Source organism: Desertivirga arenae (genome assembly GCF_017355785.1).
Classification (GTDB): domain Bacteria; phylum Bacteroidota; class Bacteroidia; order Sphingobacteriales; family Sphingobacteriaceae; genus Desertivirga; species Desertivirga arenae.
This window is the reverse complement of sequence record NZ_JAFEWE010000020.1, coordinates 1-19981: the sequence shown is the minus strand read 5'-3', so window position 1 is coordinate 19981 and position 19981 is coordinate 1. Positions and strand designations below refer to the sequence as shown.

Genomic DNA, 19981 nt, shown 5'->3' with positions numbered 1-19981 from the left:
ATAGGAGAAAAATTTTAACCTATTTTAAAACTGTGACAATAGAAGAGAAGATATCCTCCTTTCGTCAGTCTGCCGAAGAGATCCCTGGGGTTGTTATTATACATAATCTCAAGGATTTGTCTGTTGCCTTTATGAATTCACGTGGTCTAAAAACCTTAGGAGTCACACTTGCCGCATTGCAAGAAATGGGAGATAAGTGGCATTTCCGTTTTTTTGATGAAAAGGAATCAGCCGAATACGTTCCTAAAATAATCGGACTATTGGAAAGAAATTCAGAAACAGAATTTATTACTCTTTTCCAGCGAGTTAAAACTGTTGATGATTGGAAGTGGTACCATACTTCGATGAAGATTTTTTTATGGAATGAGACTGGAAAACCTATACTTACAATCGGTATCGCTACTCCAATAGATCCATCTCATGATATTACCGCAAAAGTAGCGAGGTTAGTAGATGAGAATAATTTCTTAAGAGAGAACGTTCAGAAGTTTAATAGACTTACTTCAAGGGAGAAAGAAGTTCTCGTCTTTTTAGCCGAAGGACAAAGTTCTCAAATGATCTCTGACTCACTTTTTATTTCTGTAGCTACCGTTGAAACTCATAGAAGAAATATTCGCCGAAAGCTCGAAGCGGAAAACTCTTACAAATTAGGGGACTATGTAAGGGCCTTTAACTTGAAATAAATCACTGTAAACAATATATTATACTATAATTATTAACAATAAGAAAAATGACCACAAAAGCTATCTTAAGAAACTTTCTATCGGTATGTGCTCTAGTTTTGGGAACCTCATTTTGGGTTTCAGGCCAAAATTATTCAGTTGCGCCATTAAAAGATTTTCTGCAACCTAATAAAGACAAGCACAGGATTATTCTTAAGGCAATAGAAGATAGAACAGACCTGACTATTGCACAGAAATTAGTTCTTTATGAAAGTGAAATGAGTAAACTAAAAGAAGCATTTAGAACCGCACGCAAGACAGAATACCAATCGAAAGAAGTTACACTTTCAGTCGAGAAAAGTTGTACAAGTGCAAGTAGCGGAGGTGTAAAGGATTGTGGGTATGGAACTGTAAACGCACCTAATAGCGATATGTATACGCGGACAGATTGGATAAAAGTCATAGGAACCAATAAAGGTACTACAGTCGCGCCTGACGGATCATCAGCTGGACTAAAAATGACAGTTGCAGGTAAAGGCAGAAATTTTGGAACTTTGTATGCTACATTTCGCTACAAGCCCGAGAGTATTTCCACACTAGTTGACAAAGAAACTGTTGATTTATTTAATCAAGTAGTTTTATAGTTATTAAGTGCCTTTTTTTAAGTGTTATATCATGGGAACTTTGTAAAACGAATTATAAAAAAGTGTAAAAGCAGCATTAGGGGGAGTGTAGGGGTTTAACGAGACATAAATAAGGTATTAAATCCCCTACTATGGCCTCTTTTATCTCTCTCGATAATTCCTTTTAGTTAACATAAACTAAAAAAGGAGCCTTGGAAACTCCTTTTTTCTAACATAGGTAACCTAACCTATGAACTAATTTCTTATACAGGTTCATCCGGTCGTTTTCAGCAGGAGTTACATGTATTCTTAATTTTATAAATTCTTCAAAATCTGGGCATTCTTATGCCACACTTTCTCATCCAACACGCATTCAAATAAGTCACCTTCGGTTTTTAATCGCTTCGAAACAGTGTCAATGGTAAAGTCGGAAGGATTCGGTCCTTTGTTTGTCCCTCAAAGTTCTCCTAGTCATCATAAATATAAAAAGGAGCTGACTCGCTCCTTTTTATAACCTTTACCTAACGCTGAATCAATGCAAATTTCTGCCGAGATACAGTCGTTTTTTTTAGTCTATAAGTGCTTTTGTATAAATAGCTACTGCAAGAATAATTCAAAGCTTTTGTCGCTGTAAATCCTGTAATAGTTCAGCTTTATTTTTATAGTACGAAACAGTCACAGGCCCACCAATAATTATTATTTGATGAATTTCTGCGCAGGAGACAAGGTCTCCTTTCGATGTTTCATTTTGCTTATTACTTTTGCTTGATCCTGTCATATCTATAATTATTGTTAAAATACCACCGAGTAAAATACTACCAACGGTAATTAGAGTAAAAATGGCTGCTACTTCTATAGGAAGAAGGGTTAATATTATATTCATAATTCTGTCTCTAGTCGGTTCAGGAATAAGTATACTTGCTTATAATTGCAAATAGGTGTACGAAGAGTTCTGAAGCCTCAATCCGACCAAAAACAACAAGATAGCTATTCTCTAGTGAAAGTATATGTCGTATCCTCACATCCTTTTCCAGGCAAATGACTAATATGGCCACCCAGATTATTCTTGGAGACAGACCAAGTGATTGGATAAACCCAACTTGTACTGAAGTAAGGTGCTGACGTATTGATAGGCTCTGTCCATGTTATTGAAGTGTTACTTTCATTGATAGTTCCTTTCAATCCCGTTCGATGCCCTGTTTCTGGCTGGTAATATTCGGCAGTGACCACGGAACCGTTTATCCGCAATATTATCTGCGCAGGTATAGGCTTAATCCCTGTTGGCCAACTTGAACACGAAAAAGAACCTTTCCAGAAGCTATTATTTAAAGGATTTGACCTATTGGTCACTGTCAACGACACCGACTTGGATTTCCCATGAGATTTGGCGGTTAATATAACTGATCCTGGAGTGATACCCTTTACTCGTCCTTCTTTATCCACGGTTGCGAATGCGGGATTGCTGCTTAACCACTCGATCTGATGGGTCGCTGAAATGTTATTTCCGTCTGTATCTACCACTTTACCAATCAGCTGCAACGACTCATCAACTTCTATTTGGGATTTGGGAGATGTAAGCTCCACGTGACTAACGATAACGGTCTTTTGAACAGTCGCATTAAATGCAATAGGACTGCCTGTTATCAAACTATTTCCTGAGTAAACTGCCTTTGCAAAAACAATTTGCGAACCTTCTGAAAACCCCAATGTCCATTCAGTTGTAGCGATCCCTTCGCTGTTGGTTTTAGAAATTGCGGGTTGAACTTGATTAGTATTTCCGGCTATCCATGATACATCGAAATCTTTAACGGGCTTATGCTCGTTGTCGACGACTTTTACAGCCAAAGGGATAGGTAGTCGACTTCCTTTTTCACCTATCTGGTTATTACCAGAAATTAGTTCAATTGAATATTCCTTTATAGTTATGTTGAATACTCCTTTACTAATTTCGCTCCCTTGATCATCCTGAAGAGAGACTAACACTCTATATAGTCCAGGTTTGGAGAATGAATGTACTGCACTCTCGGTATTTCTCATCTCTGGAGAGCTGCCATCGCCGTAATTCCAAATAACTCTGTAGTTTGAAAGTAAACCGGGAAGAGTTATATTGAAATTTACAGGTTGTGTGACAAAAGCGACTTGGTCACTACTGATCTTTAAGTGCGGAGCGGAAGCAAGAAGTTGTTCTTGATTAAATATTGTATTCTCTTTTAACTCAAGGAAATGTGGAAACAGATCGGATCTAGCTCCAACCACGACTTCAACTCCTCTAAACAAACTCCACCAAGGGTCTTTCATGGGGGATACGTTTAATCTTGCATATTGAAAAACGTCCGCTTTTACCTTCATCGGGCTTTTTTCAAACAACTCGTAAAACCCCATTTGAAATCTAAATCCAAGTTGTAGCTTTGGCTCAATTTCAGCTTCCGCGTTTTCAACGGGTAATGCCGAGTGGTTAAGGGTTAATTCTGAAATTTTTTGCCAGCCTTGGTTAGTGTAAGTTGAACCGATCGTTGCTTTCATATCGCCAGTATATCCAAAAGAGACTTTCCCGGTAAATTTCCCGCTCCAACGGCCAAGCGCAATTAGTTTAGGAGTTATTGTCAAAGGAAGGGCACCTATAGTGATAATTTTTCGCCCAAAATTTAACTCTCCAAAGATATGCATATCGTTAAGTATATTATCTGGGCCTACTTTTTTCCCCACTCTAAGATTTAGCGAGTTATCAACACGCACCTTAAATTCAAACAGTTCAAGTTTGTTGTCTGTAATCTTTAATGAGTAATCTAAGTGAGGGTGTATATCGCAGTTAAGAAACAAATTTAGTCCTCCAGGCAAGTCCGAGTCAAAGTTCAATTTGAACGCTTCTAAAGTTTTATTTTGCTGTTTAAAGCCAGAATTGTTTCCGCTTGTGGTTAACGGTATACTCACTTTAACGTCACAATTGGCAATTGCTTCTGTTAACAAGGCAGGCCTAGTTGTAAAAATGATTTTACCCCCTTCCTCCCGCTTATTAGTTACCATCCTTAAAAGTCCATATGGAGCATTTTTCATCGTATCTGAAGCAATTATATCACCGACTTTGATCGCCGAAATAGCGGGAGAGCTTTTAAAAACCAACGATGTACTATCAGAAGACTGTAGGTCGCTTTTAGATTGCTCATCTAAAATTTTCGTGTTTTCCGACAGAGCTTTTTTAAGCTTTGGATCTGGTTTTGCGTCTTCTTGTTTATCTTTTTTACAAGTGGAAAGTAAAACAGATAAAACAACGAGGAACAATATATGGAACCTATTCATTGTTAGATGTTTAGCCAAATATATGGCATCAAAACTAATTTGGAAAGCAAAATAATATCTGTTATTGCAATGTGGTTCGACATGTGAAGATTAGCAGGCGAGGAGCACTAGACTCGCGGCCAGTTTCCATTTCTTCTTTTATTGAACTAAAAAGTGTTACCACCTTAATCCACTTCCATTATTTGTCGAAGTAAATTGAAGTTAATACGGATAAAGGTTTTCTTTATTAATATAACCTGGATAGTCCTTATACCAGTCAGAAAAAGTTTGGCTCATCTGGACCCAGTACTTCAATTTCATATAGGTTAGGCCAATATCTTTTCCTTCCAAGGGATACTTGAAATCATTTACCGGCAACATGATGGCAAAGGGTAAAGCGTCTTTGGAAATATAAAAAACATGCCATTTAAGGTTTGTATAATCATCTCCTGTTCCTAACAACCCTTCATTCACCAGAGACGTCGGCTTTTTTCCTATCATGTGAACTTCGGATCTTCCTCCTAAACGGTAATTATAGATGAAGGGATTATACTCGCTCAGGCCGAAGTTATACAAGTCTGGGCCATTTTCAAGTCGAAGCCTTACTTTAAAAGATTTCGGTTGAACATAAGGATCGGATAGACGGGTGTTCATTTGGGGAAGTTCCTTATGCATATCCTCGAAAACAAGAACTACAGCATTTTTCTGTCCTTGCTCTACAATTCCCCCTTCGCAACTAACAACAGTACTTGCGAGCATGGGAAACTCGACTCCAAATCCATTACTGAAAATTCCACCTCGAGCCCTTAAACGGTAATTTCCCTCACATTCAACAACCTTATTTAGGGAATTTGTAATTATCTTATAGGAGAAGCCAATGACCACATCATTCATGTCAAAATCTCCTTTATAGGGCCACATATCTTCAAAAAGTAAGGTATTTTCAGTATTTAAACCAGCGGGGTAAGTATTGATGAAAGCTTTTCCTCCATCATCAGGAAAATCATCCAGGTTATCTGAAATTCTATCTCCATCCCTATCCGAAAACTGAAAGGTTCCATTCCCCTCTGAATTACAACCTGTAAGGGGAATATTGATATCACAGCTGGATTTTGCTCCGTTCAGTAGTTTATCCGTCCTTAATTGTTCCAGTCCATTCATATCACAAATATTAATTGGCCCGCTGATTACTGCGAAATCCGAGTTGGATTGGGTTACTCCCGTCACCTTTACTAGGGAGGGGCCCCCTAAACCTGTAATAGGTGCCTCCAGAATTAAATCTCTGGTATAAAGCATAGCATTTGTATTCATTGTTAGGGAGCTCACGCGAGTTTCTTTCTTCACTTGAATATATCCGCTATTCGTGCTGTTAAATCCAAGATGAGAGTTCCCACCCACAATCAATTTGCAATTGTTTATAAGATTTCCAACCGAGAAATTTCCAGTGCTTGTTACACTTCCATTATTCAGTAATGTTCCTCCACTAACATTACCATTAACGGTTATACTTCCATCGTTCGTCACGATTCCCTCCACTTGAAAGTCCCCCTGATAAACAATATTCCCATAGTTATGGTAATTTAATAATGCTCCTCCCTTTACCGTAATATCGCCGTAATTCGTAAACTTCGTAAACCTATTACCCTCATGTCCGAAAGATATACCATCCAAATGAACTGTACTGCCGGGAGTAATAATTAGCTCTTTAACTTTATCTGTTATAGCCCAGCCCAGTGAGTTTAAGGTAAGATTAGTTCCGCAGATGCGCAAAACTCCTCCCCTTCGGAAAGAAAAGTCAGCACGAAAAGTTTTATTAGAGCCCCTTACACATACGGTCTCATCTTCAGCAATATGAACCGACTGATTATTTTCGGTGATCTCTACTGTTCTGGTACAGCCTATAGAGCAATCAGGTCGATCACTACTTACTGAGGCGACGCTGCTTTTTTGGTTTTCAGGCAAAGTCACAGCAACCTTAAGATCTTTAATAGTGACTTTCTTATAATCATTTGAATTATCAGGATTAGTCTTTATGATAATAATTTCGTTAATAGTATTAGCTAGTGAAACAGTAGTCTTAAAGGTCCCGCCGTTTTGAGCTGCACCTTTACTTAATAAGCGACCATCTGCCGTATAGATTCCTATAACGTACGTTGCAGATAAGTATCTCTGGTCCCTTATATCAACCTCAAAAGCAACTTCTCGCGATGTCTTCCATGAAAAATTCTCAGGAACGTTAAGATCAGAAACCCTTTTTCCGCTATCTGAAGGTATATCAGCGCTTTTCTTGCAGCCGATTGAAAAAATTATAAAATGAGTAATTGTGAAAAGAATAAGTAAAAAACGCATCATAAAAAACAGGAAAAATCAGTGAGTAAAGCTCATGATTGATCTGTAAAGTTAAAAAATCTTAGTCTTCTTTAAATGAAAGCTTAATTATAGTTCAAATTTTAGTTCTAGAGATCCTTTTTAAGTATACTAATATCTTGCAATTAGCAGTAACGCAAGAAAAAGCTTGTTTCTTCAAAATTCAGTTGTTATCTTAAAAAAAAGAGGGATTAAATATCCTTCTATCTCATTATTAAAGATGGAATCCAGCACATAACAATTGCATGGGAATTTCAGCTAACAGTACACCAATCTAATGGATTAGGTGGATTTGAAACGGTATGAAACATTTTGTAATATATTTTGAGGACACAGAACAGATGACTACAACTCCCCGAGAATGGGCAAGACAGAACCAGAGTTGTTTTCCGAATTTTAACTTCAGTGACAGTGACACCAGCAACACTCCAAGCACTGACACTGTAGCACGGCATCTGCTTCGAACAGGTTTTAAATTAATTGAATTTGATAATAATAAATTATACGTCAGACTATGAGCGTCCTAGTTCCTAAGTTTTTTAGTTTGAAGTACGTTCAGAAAAAGTCAAAAGCAGAGATTTTAAGGAGTCTCCAAATATCTGAAGCTGGCTACAGTGAGTTAGTGGAGGCTTGCAAGGAACAAAGAGACAAACGAGATAAGTTATACTCTCTTTATAAAAGAAAAGGCTTTCAAAATCTTCCATTTGAAGATTTTCTATCCTGGGTTGAGAAGCAGGATCTGCAATGTTACTATTGTGGAATTCAGCAGGATGAAATCAACCTTCTAATCTCCAAAAATAAAATTTACACTAAAAGAATTACAACCCGGGGAAGGCAGCTTGAATTAGAGCGTATACTTCCCAATGAGACTTATGACAATATTACCAACCTCAAATTTTGCTGCTACTGGTGCAATAATGCAAAGTCAGATGAATTCACCGAAGCAGAGTTCAAAGAAGTAGCAAAGGAAATAGCGAAGATTTGGAAGAATCGTTTGAAATAAGAATTAAAGTGATCTACAATTAAAAAAGAGAACGGGAGTTCTTTTTACAGCTCAACTAACCTAGCTTTTTTAACAGACGTAGTAACACGAGAACGTCGGACCATTTCAGATATTGTGCTTCCATAAAGAATTATTTTTTATTGAGGATTGCTAGAGTATTAGCTGCCCTCCCCTTTAGACCTAGATATATTCATGGCAAGATTTGCAGGAAATGAAATTCTCTGGGAAAGGATATTAAAACCGGTAGTGTGCCTTTATTATTTCTCAATGAATTAAAATGATATCATATTATGCATTACAACAGGCTAAATATATGTATTTGTGTAATACTACAATTATGTACTTATGTAAATCTACACTCAGAATGATCATTAGAGTGAGAACACCTCCTTTTAATTGTCAAAACTTATAGAGTTTAGAACTGAAAATCAGATACCCTTATCTGGAAAGAAATCCTTAAATGGAACATCTAGTACTTTGGAAATGCGATTAAGATGATTTAAATTATATTTAGCAATGTGTTTAGGATTTTCAACATGGCCAATAAAGCCCACAGATAGATCAATAAGATGGCTAAGTTTCGCTTGAGACACACCTTTAGATATCCGAATTTTCTTGACCTGATCAATTACATACTGCTCAATTTCTGTCTTTATTGAATCTCGTGGCATAAGGATGCAAAAAGCATAAACCTCTTATCCTATTCACATACATATATGTATGTATTTATCTATCTTTGTATGTGAAATAGCCAACAGAGCTACACATCAAAACGCTTTTAATTATGCCTCGCCCTTCTCATTATCTATCTATTAAGCCAATCTTTGATATTGCTGTATTTGGCTTTCCCGAAGTTGAAAGCTATTTGAAAAAAAACGGCAAAGTGAAGTTCTGTTACATATTTGTTCTCTATCAAAACCTTAGTGGTACTTATGATAATGTCACGCTAAACGAAAATTTAATAGCTACTTGCTCTTTTTACTTCTCTGTCTCAGAAAAAAAGGATCGAAAAGATCTAGTCAGAGTGATTCAAGATCATCCTGAATCGGTACAGGCCATGATATCCTCCATGCTAGTAAAAGACCGCTTCCTTGATGAAGAACGGGCTTACAAAATGCTTAATCAGGGATTTGAAGATTTTATAAACTTTAATATTTCGAACGACTATGTATTAAATTTCTTCAATCATTACTTTTCAAACCTCCAGCAAATTAACCCTCAAAGTTATGAAAATATGGAACTGGATCTAAAGCAGTATATGAGTCTTATTTCTGAATATCTTTAATCTATAATCGAAAAAGGTCATACCTGAAGTACAAAAGCTGGTATTAAAAAGATTGTCAGGGCCTCTATTTGATATAGAACTATTAATTAAATTATTATATAAATGTATACTCGGAGATTATACATTCATATAAATTCACATCCCTAAAAACAAAGTAATAAAGTGGTAAGGATTTACAGTTCAAGGTTACATTTCTAGGTTTTTGTTATAGAAACTATTTTAAAATATGGTCAATTACATTGACCTTCTTATCGGGAAATAGCGAAATATAATTAGCCAGGGTTGTTTTACCTACCCCGCCCTTTTGCGTTCCGAAAATTATAATCATCTTCTTTTCCTTTTTCTTCGCTTCTGTTCATCTTCCTCTGCTGTAACAGCAGGTGAAAAATAATCGGAAGCAGAATTTAATGTAAGCAAATCACTGAGCGTTACATTCTTTGAATCAACCTGAGTTTGCTGCAAAGAACTGACTTGGGTTTGCTGCTTTAAATGATGAGAACCATAAGGGCCATCGTTTACCTTTCGGAGATACCAATTGTAGTGTTGCTCTCCTACCAGCTCCCGTAAATCGAAGATTTTATGTTCAGACTTGTTGATTACAAAAACCTTGTTTTCATTCTCGACAAAAGCAATCTTGGATTCCAGGAAACGCATATCCTTATAGTTCTCAATAAAATTTTTAGTAATATTTTTTGTTTCATCATAGATAGGATACGGCACCTTGGTCGCCTGACCAAAAAGCATATAATCTTTGATTTCACAATTAAACTGCGACTCTAAGTAAGATTTTAGAGCCGACTTGATCTCATTGTTAAAAATGTTGTAATTAGTCAGTATGTCAAAGAACTGCTTGTCTATTTTGTCGGAGGTAAAATTGAAAAGGTCACCCATTTTCATAATATCACCTCCTTTAAATATTGCATTTGTCTTATGGTCGATTAACAAGTACCCAAAAGGCGTTTTATCGTCCTTGTAAGCAAAGTTTATATCGATGCCCATCTTTTCCCTCAACTGCTTCTGTAACTCGCTTACATAGGCTGTTTTTTGGGTTCTTTGGTCAAAGACCTGGAACACGTTATTAGAGTAGGTGGACATATACCGGTTAAGTATGGCATAAATCTGTTTCTTCCTCTGCTCATCCCTGTTCTCAGTATAGTTGATACTATCGAGGCTAAGACTTTTTAGAAGCACTCCATTATGGATAATATTTAATGCGTTGTCTCTTACATTAGTCTGGTATCCGCTACTTGTAAGTAGCTTTTCCAGTTGACCAAGATTTGAGAAGGTGTAAGTCAGCAGCTTGTCAAGCCGTTCGTCCTGGTTCACACCGTACAGCTCCTGCATAATCTCCCGCATAGCGGATTGAGCCTTAAGCTTTTCGTAGCTATCACTGATGCCTTTCAATGTGTCTTTGTCGACTCTGGTGGATACAATATGAACATGATTGTTGTCAGTGTCATTATGATAGACCACCAAGTATGGCTGCTTGCCGTAGCCCATCTTATCCATAAATTTATCCGCCATTACAGCTAAGACCTCTTTAGAATGAAGCCTTTTCTCGGTGGACAAAACAGCGTGAAACTGTTTATTTTTAACCTTATCATTTTTGATAGATTTCAAATAATCCTTCACCTCACCCTGACTGGAACTGGCGTTTATATGATAAGGCAAGTTCTTAAGCGTCATCAACTCACCAGTCCCCTTATTCACCTTATCATCATTGTACCTTACAGCACTGAATTCCTGAGACGACTTGTTTAAGATCTTAACTATCATTTTGCCAGGAGCTTATAAATCTTTCTGAATAATTCGTTTTGTTCTATCTGCAAACAATTCAACTCTCTTAGCTTTGAATTGTAATCGACAAGAACACTGTCCGAGATATTTTTCTGAGTATTTACATACTTGGCAATCTGATTGATGTTGTTCTCAATCTTCGCAAAAACATTACCCTGTTTTTCAATGAACGACATAATTTCCCTGCGGTCACTATTTAGCAATTTATTCTCGACTGATGCAATGACCATATCCGTAAGATGCAAGCCTCTCTCATCCGCAATTTTCTTCCACCTATCTTTCACCTCGTCACTTAGTCTCAAATTCAATTGAGCACGCTTTATTCTTTTTGTTTCCATAGTATAAATAAATAGCACCTGTGAATCATTTAAAAAAACGAGTTCCGAGTTTTTTAGATCCTTTTTTTCAAAAAAGGCAAGGAAGGGTTCTGGCTAGGTAGTTTGAAAAACGCCTAGACAAACTCACATCTTGCCATACTAAAAGTACAAAAGTAATCTAACCTATATAGTGCAGGTTTTATGACTTCTGGAGGACCTTTTTTTTAATTGTATATTTTAGCCTTTATATATTTATATATTACAACATCTGTAGCATACCTTACTTTCTCAGAGAATTATTTATATAAGTATAGATTTCTCCTTATACATTTATATATAACCACGGCAGCCTGTTCTTTATATAATTATATACGCGCGTCTTTATACAATCCTATAAATCCTCGTGATACATTTATATAGAACTACTGTGCCCGATTTTTATACAATTAAATATTTCTCCCCCTGATAAATCTTATACATTTATATATTATTAACAGCGTTTTTTATATATAATAATATAAAAAGAAAAGGATCCAATGTTTCTTAGATAGCTTTGTCTTAACGGGCTGTATAAAATTCGTCTATATTGTAATATCGTTCAACTAACAATACTATTAAGTTGAAAAGGATGATAAGCAAATATTATAGAGTTAATCCCCTACCCTACCCCAATAATCTTCAGATGCCACAGATCAAGATGATAGGTAAGGATTTTAAAAACAGGTTTTATAAGCGCTGGACTTGTAGATAATCAGTTTGATTACTGCAGTTGAGCAGATTTAAGTTTTGAGCTAATTTGCTTCCTTCCATTTCCGTATTAAATAGAACTTACATAATTATGTAAATACATAAAAAGGGGAACTACTCTTACTTGAGAAATTCCTCCAGGGCCTTTATGGTGATTTCTTTCAGTGATAATTCTTCTTCTAATGCGTATCCTTTCACTTTCTTTAATAAAGACTTCGGTATCCAAACATTGAGTTGAGCCTCTTCTTCTTTCTTTGCAACACCAGAGGTTTTTACAGGAGATACCTCTTGTATAGGTATCTTTACATCTTCTGATTTCAGCTTATTAGCAAGGCTATCGAGCTTATTCTTATAACTTGACATAATACAAATATACAAAATTACATAAATACATAAATAAAGAATTACAGAGTATTTACTATTTCTTCAGCAAGGGAATAAATTTCCTCTTTGGCCTTTTCGTCTTCTCCAAGTAAAACACCACCTGTTATCGGAGATCGGGCAAAACTTACCCTATCGTGGATAAGTGTGTTCAATAGGACAGCATCAAATGAATTAAGTAATGATTTGACCTCTTCAGTGATACCGGAGCGATGCTTAATCATATTTAAAACAATACCTGACTTTAGATCAGTATTTTTTTTCATCGCTTCTTTAACTAAATGCAATGTAGATCGGATAGCCATTACATCGAAAAATCCTGCTTTGGTAGGGATAAGAATATAATCGGATATGTGAAAGAGATCTGGAAGTCTGTTGGATAAATATGGCGGCGTGTCGATTATTATTAAGTCATAATTCAAAGACTTGATCTTATCAAAATCTTCGTCGCTAATGATGTCCAAAGAAGGATTGGTAGTTCTTAAATCTGAAATGCTACCCTGCAAGTCTATATCCACAAGAGCAACTCGTAACTGTTCTTGGAAACATGTAGCTAAATTATAGGCTAATGTACTTTTTCCTACTCCTCCCTTTTGATGAGCGATGGTGATAATTTTTGCCATAAACAAACATACAATAGAAATATGCATTTACATAATTATGTAGCTACGATTTAAAAGTTCTCTACCTTTATTCTTCAGTTATAAAACCTGTTTTTTATATTTTAAATAAATTCCAGGTTGGTATATTGTTAATTAGAAAACTTCAAATTAGGATAAACTTTCAGCCACCGGTAAGTATCGTGAATTTTAAAAAGTATTTAAAGAAAAAATTTTTCGTAAAAGTTAAATTTTTGAAATAAAGGAAGTGGTTTGAGTGGAGAAAATACTAGTTATAGATTTATGTAAATATGTACCAGAACAAATTTTACTGGTCTCACTTATAAAACCTGTTTTTTGCGGGGCCCAATGCTAAATCAATAATAAGTTTTCCCCTCCCTTTTTGATGATTTACTTTATTGCTGTATAATTTTTTTTCCTAAAAGCCTTTTAGTGGGAGGGAGAACACAAATTGTGAATATTTACAGTATTTGTATTATTTGAGGTTTTCGTATCTATCTGTATTTCAATAAACTACAAGAATATCGAAACAGGTTTCATAAGTTAAAAAACAGGTTTCATACGTTATCTGACAGTTTTCATAAGCTTAAAAACAGGTTTTATAAGAAAATCTAACAGATATTATAAGCTAAAAAACAGATTGAAAAAAAATACTGTTTATTTAACCTGTTTTTTCTACCTTTAAGTTATGGAAGTTATCACAAAAAAAGAGAATTCTGTTCAGATTCGACAGCATAATGTTATAACTAACGCAAGACATGAGCTTTCCGCAGTTCAATTAGATATCTATTTTATGCTTCTAAGCAGACTAAAGCCAGGTGATAACAGTAAATATGAAATAAGTGTAAAGGAGATTGAAGATTTAACAGGAAGGCAATGGAATTATCAGCAGTTGCGAGATGCAACCTCTGGTTTAATTGGTAAAGTCTTCGAAATTGAGGAGGAGGACGGTTTATTACAAGTAGCACTGATGTCCAGCGCTAAATATATCAAAGGGCAGGGTAGAATACAACTCACTATTGCTGAGGAGTTAAAACCTTATCTGGTAGACTTGAAAAATAACTTTACAAGCTTTCAGCTCTTTTGCGTTCTTTCGATGACATCTAAATATGCTAAATGGCTGTATGTTCAATTTTCCCGCTGGAAAGACATAGGTTACCTATCATATGAGCTAGAGCAACTGAAATTCAGATTAAACTTGAAGGATCCAAAGGGCAAGTTACCGGAACAGTATAAACAGTGGGGACAATTCAAGGATAACGTTCTAGAGCCATCTATAAAGCAAATCAATGAGACCTCTGATATCAGGGTGAGCTATGAAACCGAGAAAAAGGGTAAAAGTATCTATAAGATCAATTTTACCATTAAGTATGTACCTCAATTTCAAACAGTGATACCTTTTGAGGTATCCGAAGGAGACAGGGAAGCTGCGTCCTTAAAGAACAGGATGTATTCAATTGGCATTATGGACAACAAACTCATCAACAAGGTCCTTGAAAGCCCGGAATTACGTAAAAAGGCTTTAAAAGCCCTGTATGATATTGCTTTGAGAAAGGCAAACCTTTCCAATCCGGCGGGGTACTTCAGAACGACAATGGGAATTTGACGTATAAAACCTGTTTTTTGATTCAACCTAAAAGTATAAAAGCACTTATAAAACCTGTTTTTTGCAATAAACTAAGCAGTGTCCTCGTGAATTATTATGGATAAAGTTCCGTAAAAAGCAATATAGGACGATGTTTTACTATAAAGGGAGATCCCAAACGTTTAATTACAGTCAAAAAAGCTGAACTTCTCTAAAAGCACCTCTGACGTATAAAACCTGTTTTTTGTAGAATCCATCCTGGGGACCAAATCAAATCAATGCTGCTATCTCAGAGTACCTATCCGTTATCCTGGTTGTACAATTCTTGAACATGGAATTTGTTGATTAGGGGGACCGGTAGTAGAGTAAGAATAAGAGAAGGTAAGGGCTTTTAAAACTTAACGAAACTACAGAAATAAAGAATTATAGATTTAAAATAATCTATAAATACATATTTACAAAAGAATATTTAGCAGTAGAATCAATACTCTTTAACAAAAATTACTTGTCTTGGAAGGCCTTATTTTATTGGCCTTAGATCAACTGGCTTTTGTTCAAATTCTACCTGCGCTTGACGGAGATCGTATGTTCTTTGGAGTCGAACCCATAAATCTGGATTTCCTCCAAATACCTTTGCAATTTTAATAGCAACAATAGGGGTGATGGCAGACTTTCCGTTCAATATCTTAGACAGGGTAGGGGAGGGGAGGGTCAAAAGCTCAGCTGCCCTTTTAATTGTTAAACCACGAGCACGAATTACCTCTTCTTTCAATATCTCACCAGGATGCGAGCCTTGTTTTATTCCTCTTTTCATGTTTTCACTTAATTCTTCAAGACATGAAAATTTAACCTTTCCATACCCTGAATATTCAAAATAATCCTCCGATAAGCGTCCAGCTACCCATCGTTTATTCACAATACTACTTTCCAAAATTGGACCAATAAGATTTAATCCTACTTCCACAGGCACCCTACTTTCAACTTTTTTTTGAAGCTCTCCAGGTCTGGACGCTTTTGATAACTGTTATTATTGGCCCCCGTTGTATCTCCTTGTATAAATATAAGTCTTATTAACCGCTTTTCATATCATCAAACAGAAATGCTGGTTGTATCAATATTCCCAATGAATCCCTTAGAGATGGACAATTATTAAGGCTGTTCCACACAGGATACAAAAGGAGTACTAAAATTAATTATATGTAAATGCATATTGTGAATATGTAAATGCAAATCGCTAGATATATGTAAATATGTATTTATGTTAATTTGTAAAAGCTCATTTATGTAGCTATTCGAGAAATAATAAAGGCAGCCCTGTTAAGGCAAAGCTTTTACATGGTATAAGGGCAACATTATCGAATTTTTTCAACTTATTGGAAGCTCTGGTAAAAATCCCTGTTTATCTCTCTATTTTATTTCTCGAGGAATTTACTTGTCCATTAGTAGACAAGTAACAGTTGGGAAATTCACCCAGGTAAATCCGGCTTATATATACTAGCATAAAGTCAGTTGAAAAGGTTTTGATACAAGAGGCAAAGCCAACTTAACTTGACGGCTAAACGTGTTGTCGGTTATGAAGTAAATGAGGTTTCTTAGTATTGTAAGTGCAACAAAATAGGTCACTGCATATTTACTTACAAAAGGTTCACAAGCGTGAAAAAAGTGATGTCTTTTATTAGACGAGAGATTTTTTAAGATTTGCTATGAGCTAAGCTTCGTCAGGGGCGCAAAAAACGCATTGATTAAATGACGAAATTTGTAATAACAAGAAAGATAACAATCACTGCATAGGCACTATGGAGATACAGATAACAAAAAACTTTATTAAACAGGCGGGAAAGCTACCGGTGGCTGTTCAGAAAGATGTGGCAGATATAATTAAAGATATAACAGAGGCAAATAGCCTAGATAACATAAAGGGTGTAAAGAGACTAAAAGCAAAAGGAGTATTCTATAGAATAAGACTAGGAGATTACAGGATAGGCATTGAATCGCTAGAAGGAAATGTTATATCATTTAGAATAGTTGGCCATAGAAGACTAGTCTATGATACATTTCCTCCTAGTAAATGAAACTAGAATTGATATATTAGCGTTTAATTGTTGTAATTTTGTAGCAACTAGCGTTCAATGAGATTATTACTAGATAATATAAGTCCGGAACATGAAGCATACCTAACCAAGGTTATCCAAGATCTTGGTGGTAGTATAACTGTTCTAGATATTACTGAAGAAGAAGAGGATGGAGCAATGGTAAGAGCTCTTTACGCTTCATCTAATGATGAAATAGCTTCAGATGAAGAGGTGGCTAGCTTTCTTAAATCCCTAGGAAAGTAACTAGCTTCGTTTACAACCTTCAATCTAACCTTACTTCTTCCTGGCTTATTCCTGAGAATTATCAAACTTGCAAGTCTTTTCGTAAAGTTCTTTAAGGATGACAGCCCCTTGATCATTTCCATGATTGTTCTCCGGATCCTAATTTTAAATCCTATGGTTATTGTAAACCAAGAATCTGATGTACGCCGACCTACTGTTCCAGAATGTAATCGTTTTGTGAGACACGGGTGAAGCTTCTTGTGGGCCTGTTCGCTTTTCTATTCAGGCTCTACTACCCAATGTATAAAATTCAGCCTTTGTTTATTTGTTCGAAAATGTCGACTAAGAGATCTTCCGGCTGAATCTTCAAACCGTATGTTAAATTTATTAGTTCGATTTGGTCTTCACTTAATTCAAAATCTTCGACAGTATACTCGTCATCGATTTGTGAGTAGCGATCTTCTTGAATCAAGTCAAAGAAATCCATAGAAATACCTAGCTTAAAGTATTTATCAAATTTTTCTGTTGAAATATAAGTGACTTTTACTTTAGAGTTGGTTTTTCATGAATTTCCTATGCTTCGCTCCCCAGTTACTCAATTGCCCCCAAATAGGCAGCAATTCCGTGGCGATTTTGGTTAACTCATAATCTACTCTGGGAGGTACTTCCGCATATACGGTACGCTTTACCAAACCTTCCTTCTCAAGTTCTCTTAGCTGTAGCGTAAGCATTCGTTCTGTAATGCCGTTAATCTTGTCACGAAGCTCACTAAAGCGTAGTTTCCCATTTTCAAGTTTACACAATATCAATAATTTCCATCTTCCGCCAATCATACATACTGCATAGGTCAAATCACACCTTCCTACGATGGCTTTCTCGTTGTGCAGATTGGTTGAGTTTTCTTTTCTTTTTCCCATAACTTACAAATTTGTTAGTACCATACAAATAGCTGTTTACCTGCAAATTTATTCATTACTGAATAGTTTTGTAGCCATATTAAGGAATTATATGAACATATTTATTATCAATGGTGGGCAGGTCTATGCCCAAGCAAAAGGATATTTTAATAAAACAATGGCCAGTCAATCTTGCCTCTTTTTCAAAGAGCAGACGGAAGCCATCGTTCAGGCAACGGACATTAACGAACCATACAGCATTGAAATAGAAATTCAGAAATTCACTCAGGCAGATGTTATATTATACCACACCTCAATATGGTGGATGCAACTTCCGAATCTATTTAAAAAATTCCTAGATGAGGTATTGAATGCAGGCAAGAATAAAGGGATATGGACAGGGGACGGCCGATCTTCAGAAAACCCCCAAATCAATTACGGAACAGGAGGACTTCTAAAAGGCAGATACGTCGTTACAACCAGTTGGAATGCTCCTGAAACGGCCTTTACACTGCCAAACGAGTTTTTCAGTCAGACTTCCATAGACCATGGCATCCTTTACGGCTTCCATCGGATGAACGCTTTTATCGGGCTGGAACATTTGGGAAGTTTTCACTTCTATGACATTGTGAAAAACGGGGATTTAGATAGAGATATACAATTATACAGAGAATTTCTAAAAAGGACTTTTAAAAAATGAAAAAATACGCATACATAGGAGCATTGGGGTTTTTAGCGGTCATTACAACGGAATTTGGTATCATCGGCATTTTGCCGCAGGTAGCAGAACATTATCAGATAAGCATTGATAAGGCTGGATATTTATTGAGTGCTTTTGCATTAGTAATTGCCCTGACAGGGCCTTTTATGACTTTACTGGCATCGGGCTTTGACCGTAGGAAAGTAATGTTGACGGCTATCTTTATTTTTCTCATTACAGGAATTGTATCTTCATTTTCCCCACCCTTCTGGCTGTTGATGTTTGTCAGGATATTGCCTGCATTTTTACAGCCTGTTTATATCGCTACGGCATTATCGGTAGCAATATCGCAGGGCAATAAACAGAACGAGAACGAATTGATGAGTATCGTATTTAGTGGAGTTGCCATTGCAATGGTAACAACCATTCCATTCGCTACTTATATAGGCAGTCTTTTTTCTTGGGAATATTCGTTTATGGTCCAGGTAATTATCAGCGTTGTGGCATTGCTGGCGATCTACACTGTGTTACCATCAATGCCTGTAAAAGGGAAAAAGTCTTATGAAAGCCAGTTGAAAATATTGACCAAACCAACATTCATTGTTAGCACCGCAATGAATTTCTTTATGATTTCCGCATGGTTTTCCACGTATAGTTACTTTGCTGACTACCTAAATAAAGCCAAAAATATGGATAGTACAATGGTAAGTTATATGTTGTTTGTCTTCGGTATTATCGGTGTACTTGCTAACTGGACAGCAGGAAAATTGCTGAATAAAAACGTAACATATACTACCGCGTTTTTTCTTTCAGGTACAGTAATAGTACCTATACTGCTACACTTTTCAGGAGCTAACACAATTGCTACAATTATTGTAATCGCCTTATGGGGTTTTTTGTACTCGCCGAGTTTTCTGAATGCATCTACCTATATGATTTCATCGGCACCTGAGGCAATGGAGTTTGCCAACAGTCTTGCTACATCATTTGGCAACTTAGGCGTAACCGTGGGAACGACCGTGGGAGGATGGATAATTATTTCTAAAGGTGTGCAGTTTACCCCTTGGATTACAGTTATATTTGGTGTATTGGCCTTTGCGATGATAGTTTTACGTCAAAACATGGAGAAAAGAACGGGATTGCTACAACCTGACAAGACTTCGTTGTAAAGCACAGTTTACTGAAATTGTAAGTATCTATAGATTAATCCATAGATACTTACCACCTTACTGTGCTGCCTTAGAAGCAATAAACATGGGTCGAACGTTAGTTATATTTAGATCCTTTTTTGAGACTACTGTCTACTGTATTAAAGTAATTAGTGATCATCTACTATGAAAATTAAACCATTATAATCGTGCAATAATTGCCGTAGCTTTTTCATGCGATAAAACAACCATTGCGAAA

Annotated in this window: 19 protein-coding genes; 9 read left to right on the top strand and 10 right to left on the bottom strand. The window is 36.2% G+C overall.

Going from position 1 to position 19981, the window contains the following annotated elements; translation table 11 throughout:
* Nucleotides 1-32 precede the first annotated feature (32 nt).
* Together J4N24_RS25955 and J4N24_RS24065 are read left to right on the top strand one after the other, a co-directional pair.
* Entirely contained in the window at nucleotides 33-683 is a 651-nt protein-coding gene (locus J4N24_RS25955; protein ID WP_207536293.1) for a helix-turn-helix transcriptional regulator, read from the top strand.
* A gap of 47 nt (nucleotides 684-730) precedes the next feature.
* Complete coding sequence (locus J4N24_RS24065) at nucleotides 731-1306, top strand: hypothetical protein (RefSeq protein WP_207536292.1); 576 nt, start codon at nucleotides 731-733, stop codon at nucleotides 1304-1306.
* Between the two features lie 592 nt (nucleotides 1307-1898).
* Here the strand turns inward: J4N24_RS24065 and J4N24_RS24060 are convergent.
* The 3 genes from J4N24_RS24060 to J4N24_RS24050 form a co-directional block, all read right to left on the bottom strand.
* A complete protein-coding gene (locus J4N24_RS24060; RefSeq protein ID WP_207536291.1) occupies nucleotides 1899-2168 on the bottom strand; it encodes a hypothetical protein in 270 nt (89 codons plus the stop codon).
* Nucleotides 2169-2272: 104 nt separating this feature from the next.
* Nucleotides 2273-4582 carry a PKD domain-containing protein gene (locus tag J4N24_RS24055; RefSeq protein WP_207536290.1) on the bottom strand — a complete coding sequence of 770 codons (2310 nt, stop codon included), beginning with the start codon at nucleotides 4580-4582 and terminating at the stop codon, nucleotides 2273-2275.
* 201 nt (nucleotides 4583-4783) lie between these two features.
* A complete protein-coding gene (locus tag J4N24_RS24050; protein ID WP_207536289.1) occupies nucleotides 4784-6913 on the bottom strand; it encodes an LruC domain-containing protein in 2130 nt (709 codons plus the stop codon).
* Between the two features lie 529 nt (nucleotides 6914-7442).
* Here J4N24_RS24050 and J4N24_RS24045 point away from each other — a divergent pair.
* Nucleotides 7443-7931 carry a hypothetical protein gene (locus J4N24_RS24045; RefSeq protein ID WP_207536288.1) on the top strand — a complete coding sequence of 163 codons (489 nt, stop codon included), beginning with the start codon at nucleotides 7443-7445 and terminating at the stop codon, nucleotides 7929-7931.
* 428 nt (nucleotides 7932-8359) lie between these two features.
* Here the strand turns inward: J4N24_RS24045 and J4N24_RS24040 are convergent, their stop codons facing one another.
* Nucleotides 8360-8602, bottom strand: coding sequence for a helix-turn-helix domain-containing protein (locus J4N24_RS24040; RefSeq protein WP_207536287.1), 243 nt, complete (start codon nucleotides 8600-8602; stop codon nucleotides 8360-8362).
* Nucleotides 8603-8715: 113 nt separating this feature from the next.
* Here J4N24_RS24040 and J4N24_RS24035 point away from each other — a divergent pair, with 113 nt between their 5' ends.
* The gene (locus tag J4N24_RS24035; protein ID WP_207536286.1) at nucleotides 8716-9216 is read left to right on the top strand and encodes a hypothetical protein; all 501 of its coding nucleotides are present in this window, start codon (nucleotides 8716-8718) and stop codon (nucleotides 9214-9216) included.
* 324 nt (nucleotides 9217-9540) lie between these two features.
* Here the strand turns inward: J4N24_RS24035 and J4N24_RS24030 are convergent, their stop codons facing one another.
* The 4 genes from J4N24_RS24030 to J4N24_RS24015 all read right to left on the bottom strand — a co-directional run bounded on the left by J4N24_RS24030 (nucleotide 9541) and on the right by J4N24_RS24015 (nucleotide 13081).
* Nucleotides 9541-10992: a relaxase/mobilization nuclease domain-containing protein gene (locus J4N24_RS24030; RefSeq protein ID WP_207536285.1), complete on the bottom strand. Its 1452-nt coding sequence runs from the start codon at nucleotides 10990-10992 to the stop codon at nucleotides 9541-9543.
* A complete protein-coding gene (gene mobC / locus J4N24_RS24025; RefSeq protein ID WP_207536284.1) occupies nucleotides 10989-11351 on the bottom strand; it encodes a plasmid mobilization relaxosome protein MobC in 363 nt (120 codons plus the stop codon). Before mobC ends, J4N24_RS24030 begins: the two co-directional genes overlap by 4 nt.
* Nucleotides 11352-12197: 846 nt before the next feature.
* Nucleotides 12198-12440 carry a hypothetical protein gene (locus tag J4N24_RS24020; RefSeq protein WP_207536283.1) on the bottom strand — a complete coding sequence of 81 codons (243 nt, stop codon included), beginning with the start codon at nucleotides 12438-12440 and terminating at the stop codon, nucleotides 12198-12200.
* Between the two features lie 41 nt (nucleotides 12441-12481).
* Nucleotides 12482-13081: an AAA family ATPase gene (locus J4N24_RS24015; protein WP_207536282.1), complete on the bottom strand. Its 600-nt coding sequence runs from the start codon at nucleotides 13079-13081 to the stop codon at nucleotides 12482-12484.
* 685 nt (nucleotides 13082-13766) lie between these two features.
* Here J4N24_RS24015 and J4N24_RS24010 point away from each other — a divergent pair.
* On the top strand, nucleotides 13767-14684 hold the full coding sequence (locus tag J4N24_RS24010) for a replication initiation protein (RefSeq protein WP_207536281.1): 918 nt from the start codon (nucleotides 13767-13769) through the stop codon (nucleotides 14682-14684).
* 499 nt (nucleotides 14685-15183) lie between these two features.
* Here J4N24_RS24010 and J4N24_RS24005 read toward each other — a convergent pair whose 3' ends face one another.
* A complete protein-coding gene (locus J4N24_RS24005) occupies nucleotides 15184-15627 on the bottom strand; it encodes a HigA family addiction module antitoxin (RefSeq protein WP_369806258.1) in 444 nt (147 codons plus the stop codon).
* Nucleotides 15628-16459: 832 nt separating this feature from the next.
* On the opposite strand from J4N24_RS24005, the gene J4N24_RS24000 reads away from it, so the two are divergent.
* Both J4N24_RS24000 and J4N24_RS23995 read left to right on the top strand, forming a co-directional pair.
* A complete protein-coding gene (locus J4N24_RS24000; protein WP_207536280.1) occupies nucleotides 16460-16735 on the top strand; it encodes a type II toxin-antitoxin system RelE family toxin in 276 nt (91 codons plus the stop codon).
* Nucleotides 16736-16792: 57 nt separating this feature from the next.
* On the top strand, nucleotides 16793-16999 hold the full coding sequence (locus tag J4N24_RS23995; RefSeq protein ID WP_207536279.1) for a hypothetical protein: 207 nt from the start codon (nucleotides 16793-16795) through the stop codon (nucleotides 16997-16999).
* 527 nt (nucleotides 17000-17526) lie between these two features.
* Here the strand turns inward: J4N24_RS23995 and J4N24_RS23990 are convergent.
* The gene (locus tag J4N24_RS23990) at nucleotides 17527-17895 is read right to left on the bottom strand and encodes a winged helix-turn-helix transcriptional regulator (protein WP_207536278.1); all 369 of its coding nucleotides are present in this window, start codon (nucleotides 17893-17895) and stop codon (nucleotides 17527-17529) included.
* Between the two features lie 91 nt (nucleotides 17896-17986).
* Here J4N24_RS23990 and J4N24_RS23985 point away from each other — a divergent pair, with 91 nt between their 5' ends.
* The gene (locus J4N24_RS23985) at nucleotides 17987-18574 is read left to right on the top strand and encodes an NAD(P)H-dependent oxidoreductase (protein ID WP_207536277.1); all 588 of its coding nucleotides are present in this window, start codon (nucleotides 17987-17989) and stop codon (nucleotides 18572-18574) included.
* Complete coding sequence (locus tag J4N24_RS23980; protein WP_207536276.1) at nucleotides 18571-19743, top strand: MFS transporter; 1173 nt, start codon at nucleotides 18571-18573, stop codon at nucleotides 19741-19743. Before J4N24_RS23985 ends, J4N24_RS23980 begins: the two co-directional genes overlap by 4 nt.
* Nucleotides 19744-19981: the final 238 nt, after the last annotated feature.

Excerpts from the sequence above, each read along its gene's own strand:
- J4N24_RS24065 (WP_207536292.1), top strand. The coding sequence starts at position 731 with ATGACCACAAAAGCTATCTTAAGAAACTTTCTATCGGTATGTGCTCTA.
- J4N24_RS24060 (WP_207536291.1), bottom strand. The coding sequence starts at position 2,168 with ATGAATATAATATTAACCCTTCTTCCTATAGAAGTAGCAGCCATTTTT.
- J4N24_RS24055 (WP_207536290.1), bottom strand. The coding sequence starts at position 4,582 with ATGAATAGGTTCCATATATTGTTCCTCGTTGTTTTATCTGTTTTACTT.
- J4N24_RS24050 (WP_207536289.1), bottom strand. The coding sequence starts at position 6,913 with ATGATGCGTTTTTTACTTATTCTTTTCACAATTACTCATTTTATAATT.
- J4N24_RS24045 (WP_207536288.1), top strand. The coding sequence starts at position 7,443 with ATGAGCGTCCTAGTTCCTAAGTTTTTTAGTTTGAAGTACGTTCAGAAA.
- J4N24_RS24040 (WP_207536287.1), bottom strand. The coding sequence starts at position 8,602 with ATGCCACGAGATTCAATAAAGACAGAAATTGAGCAGTATGTAATTGAT.
- J4N24_RS24035 (WP_207536286.1), top strand. The coding sequence starts at position 8,716 with ATGCCTCGCCCTTCTCATTATCTATCTATTAAGCCAATCTTTGATATT.
- J4N24_RS24030 (WP_207536285.1), bottom strand. The coding sequence starts at position 10,992 with ATGATAGTTAAGATCTTAAACAAGTCGTCTCAGGAATTCAGTGCTGTA.
- mobC (WP_207536284.1), bottom strand. The coding sequence starts at position 11,351 with ATGGAAACAAAAAGAATAAAGCGTGCTCAATTGAATTTGAGACTAAGT.
- J4N24_RS24020 (WP_207536283.1), bottom strand. The coding sequence starts at position 12,440 with ATGTCAAGTTATAAGAATAAGCTCGATAGCCTTGCTAATAAGCTGAAA.
- J4N24_RS24015 (WP_207536282.1), bottom strand. The coding sequence starts at position 13,081 with ATGGCAAAAATTATCACCATCGCTCATCAAAAGGGAGGAGTAGGAAAA.
- J4N24_RS24010 (WP_207536281.1), top strand. The coding sequence starts at position 13,767 with ATGGAAGTTATCACAAAAAAAGAGAATTCTGTTCAGATTCGACAGCAT.
- J4N24_RS24000 (WP_207536280.1), top strand. The coding sequence starts at position 16,460 with ATGGAGATACAGATAACAAAAAACTTTATTAAACAGGCGGGAAAGCTA.
- J4N24_RS23995 (WP_207536279.1), top strand. The coding sequence starts at position 16,793 with ATGAGATTATTACTAGATAATATAAGTCCGGAACATGAAGCATACCTA.
- J4N24_RS23990 (WP_207536278.1), bottom strand. The coding sequence starts at position 17,895 with ATGGGAAAAAGAAAAGAAAACTCAACCAATCTGCACAACGAGAAAGCC.
- J4N24_RS23985 (WP_207536277.1), top strand. The coding sequence starts at position 17,987 with ATGAACATATTTATTATCAATGGTGGGCAGGTCTATGCCCAAGCAAAA.
- J4N24_RS23980 (WP_207536276.1), top strand. The coding sequence starts at position 18,571 with ATGAAAAAATACGCATACATAGGAGCATTGGGGTTTTTAGCGGTCATT.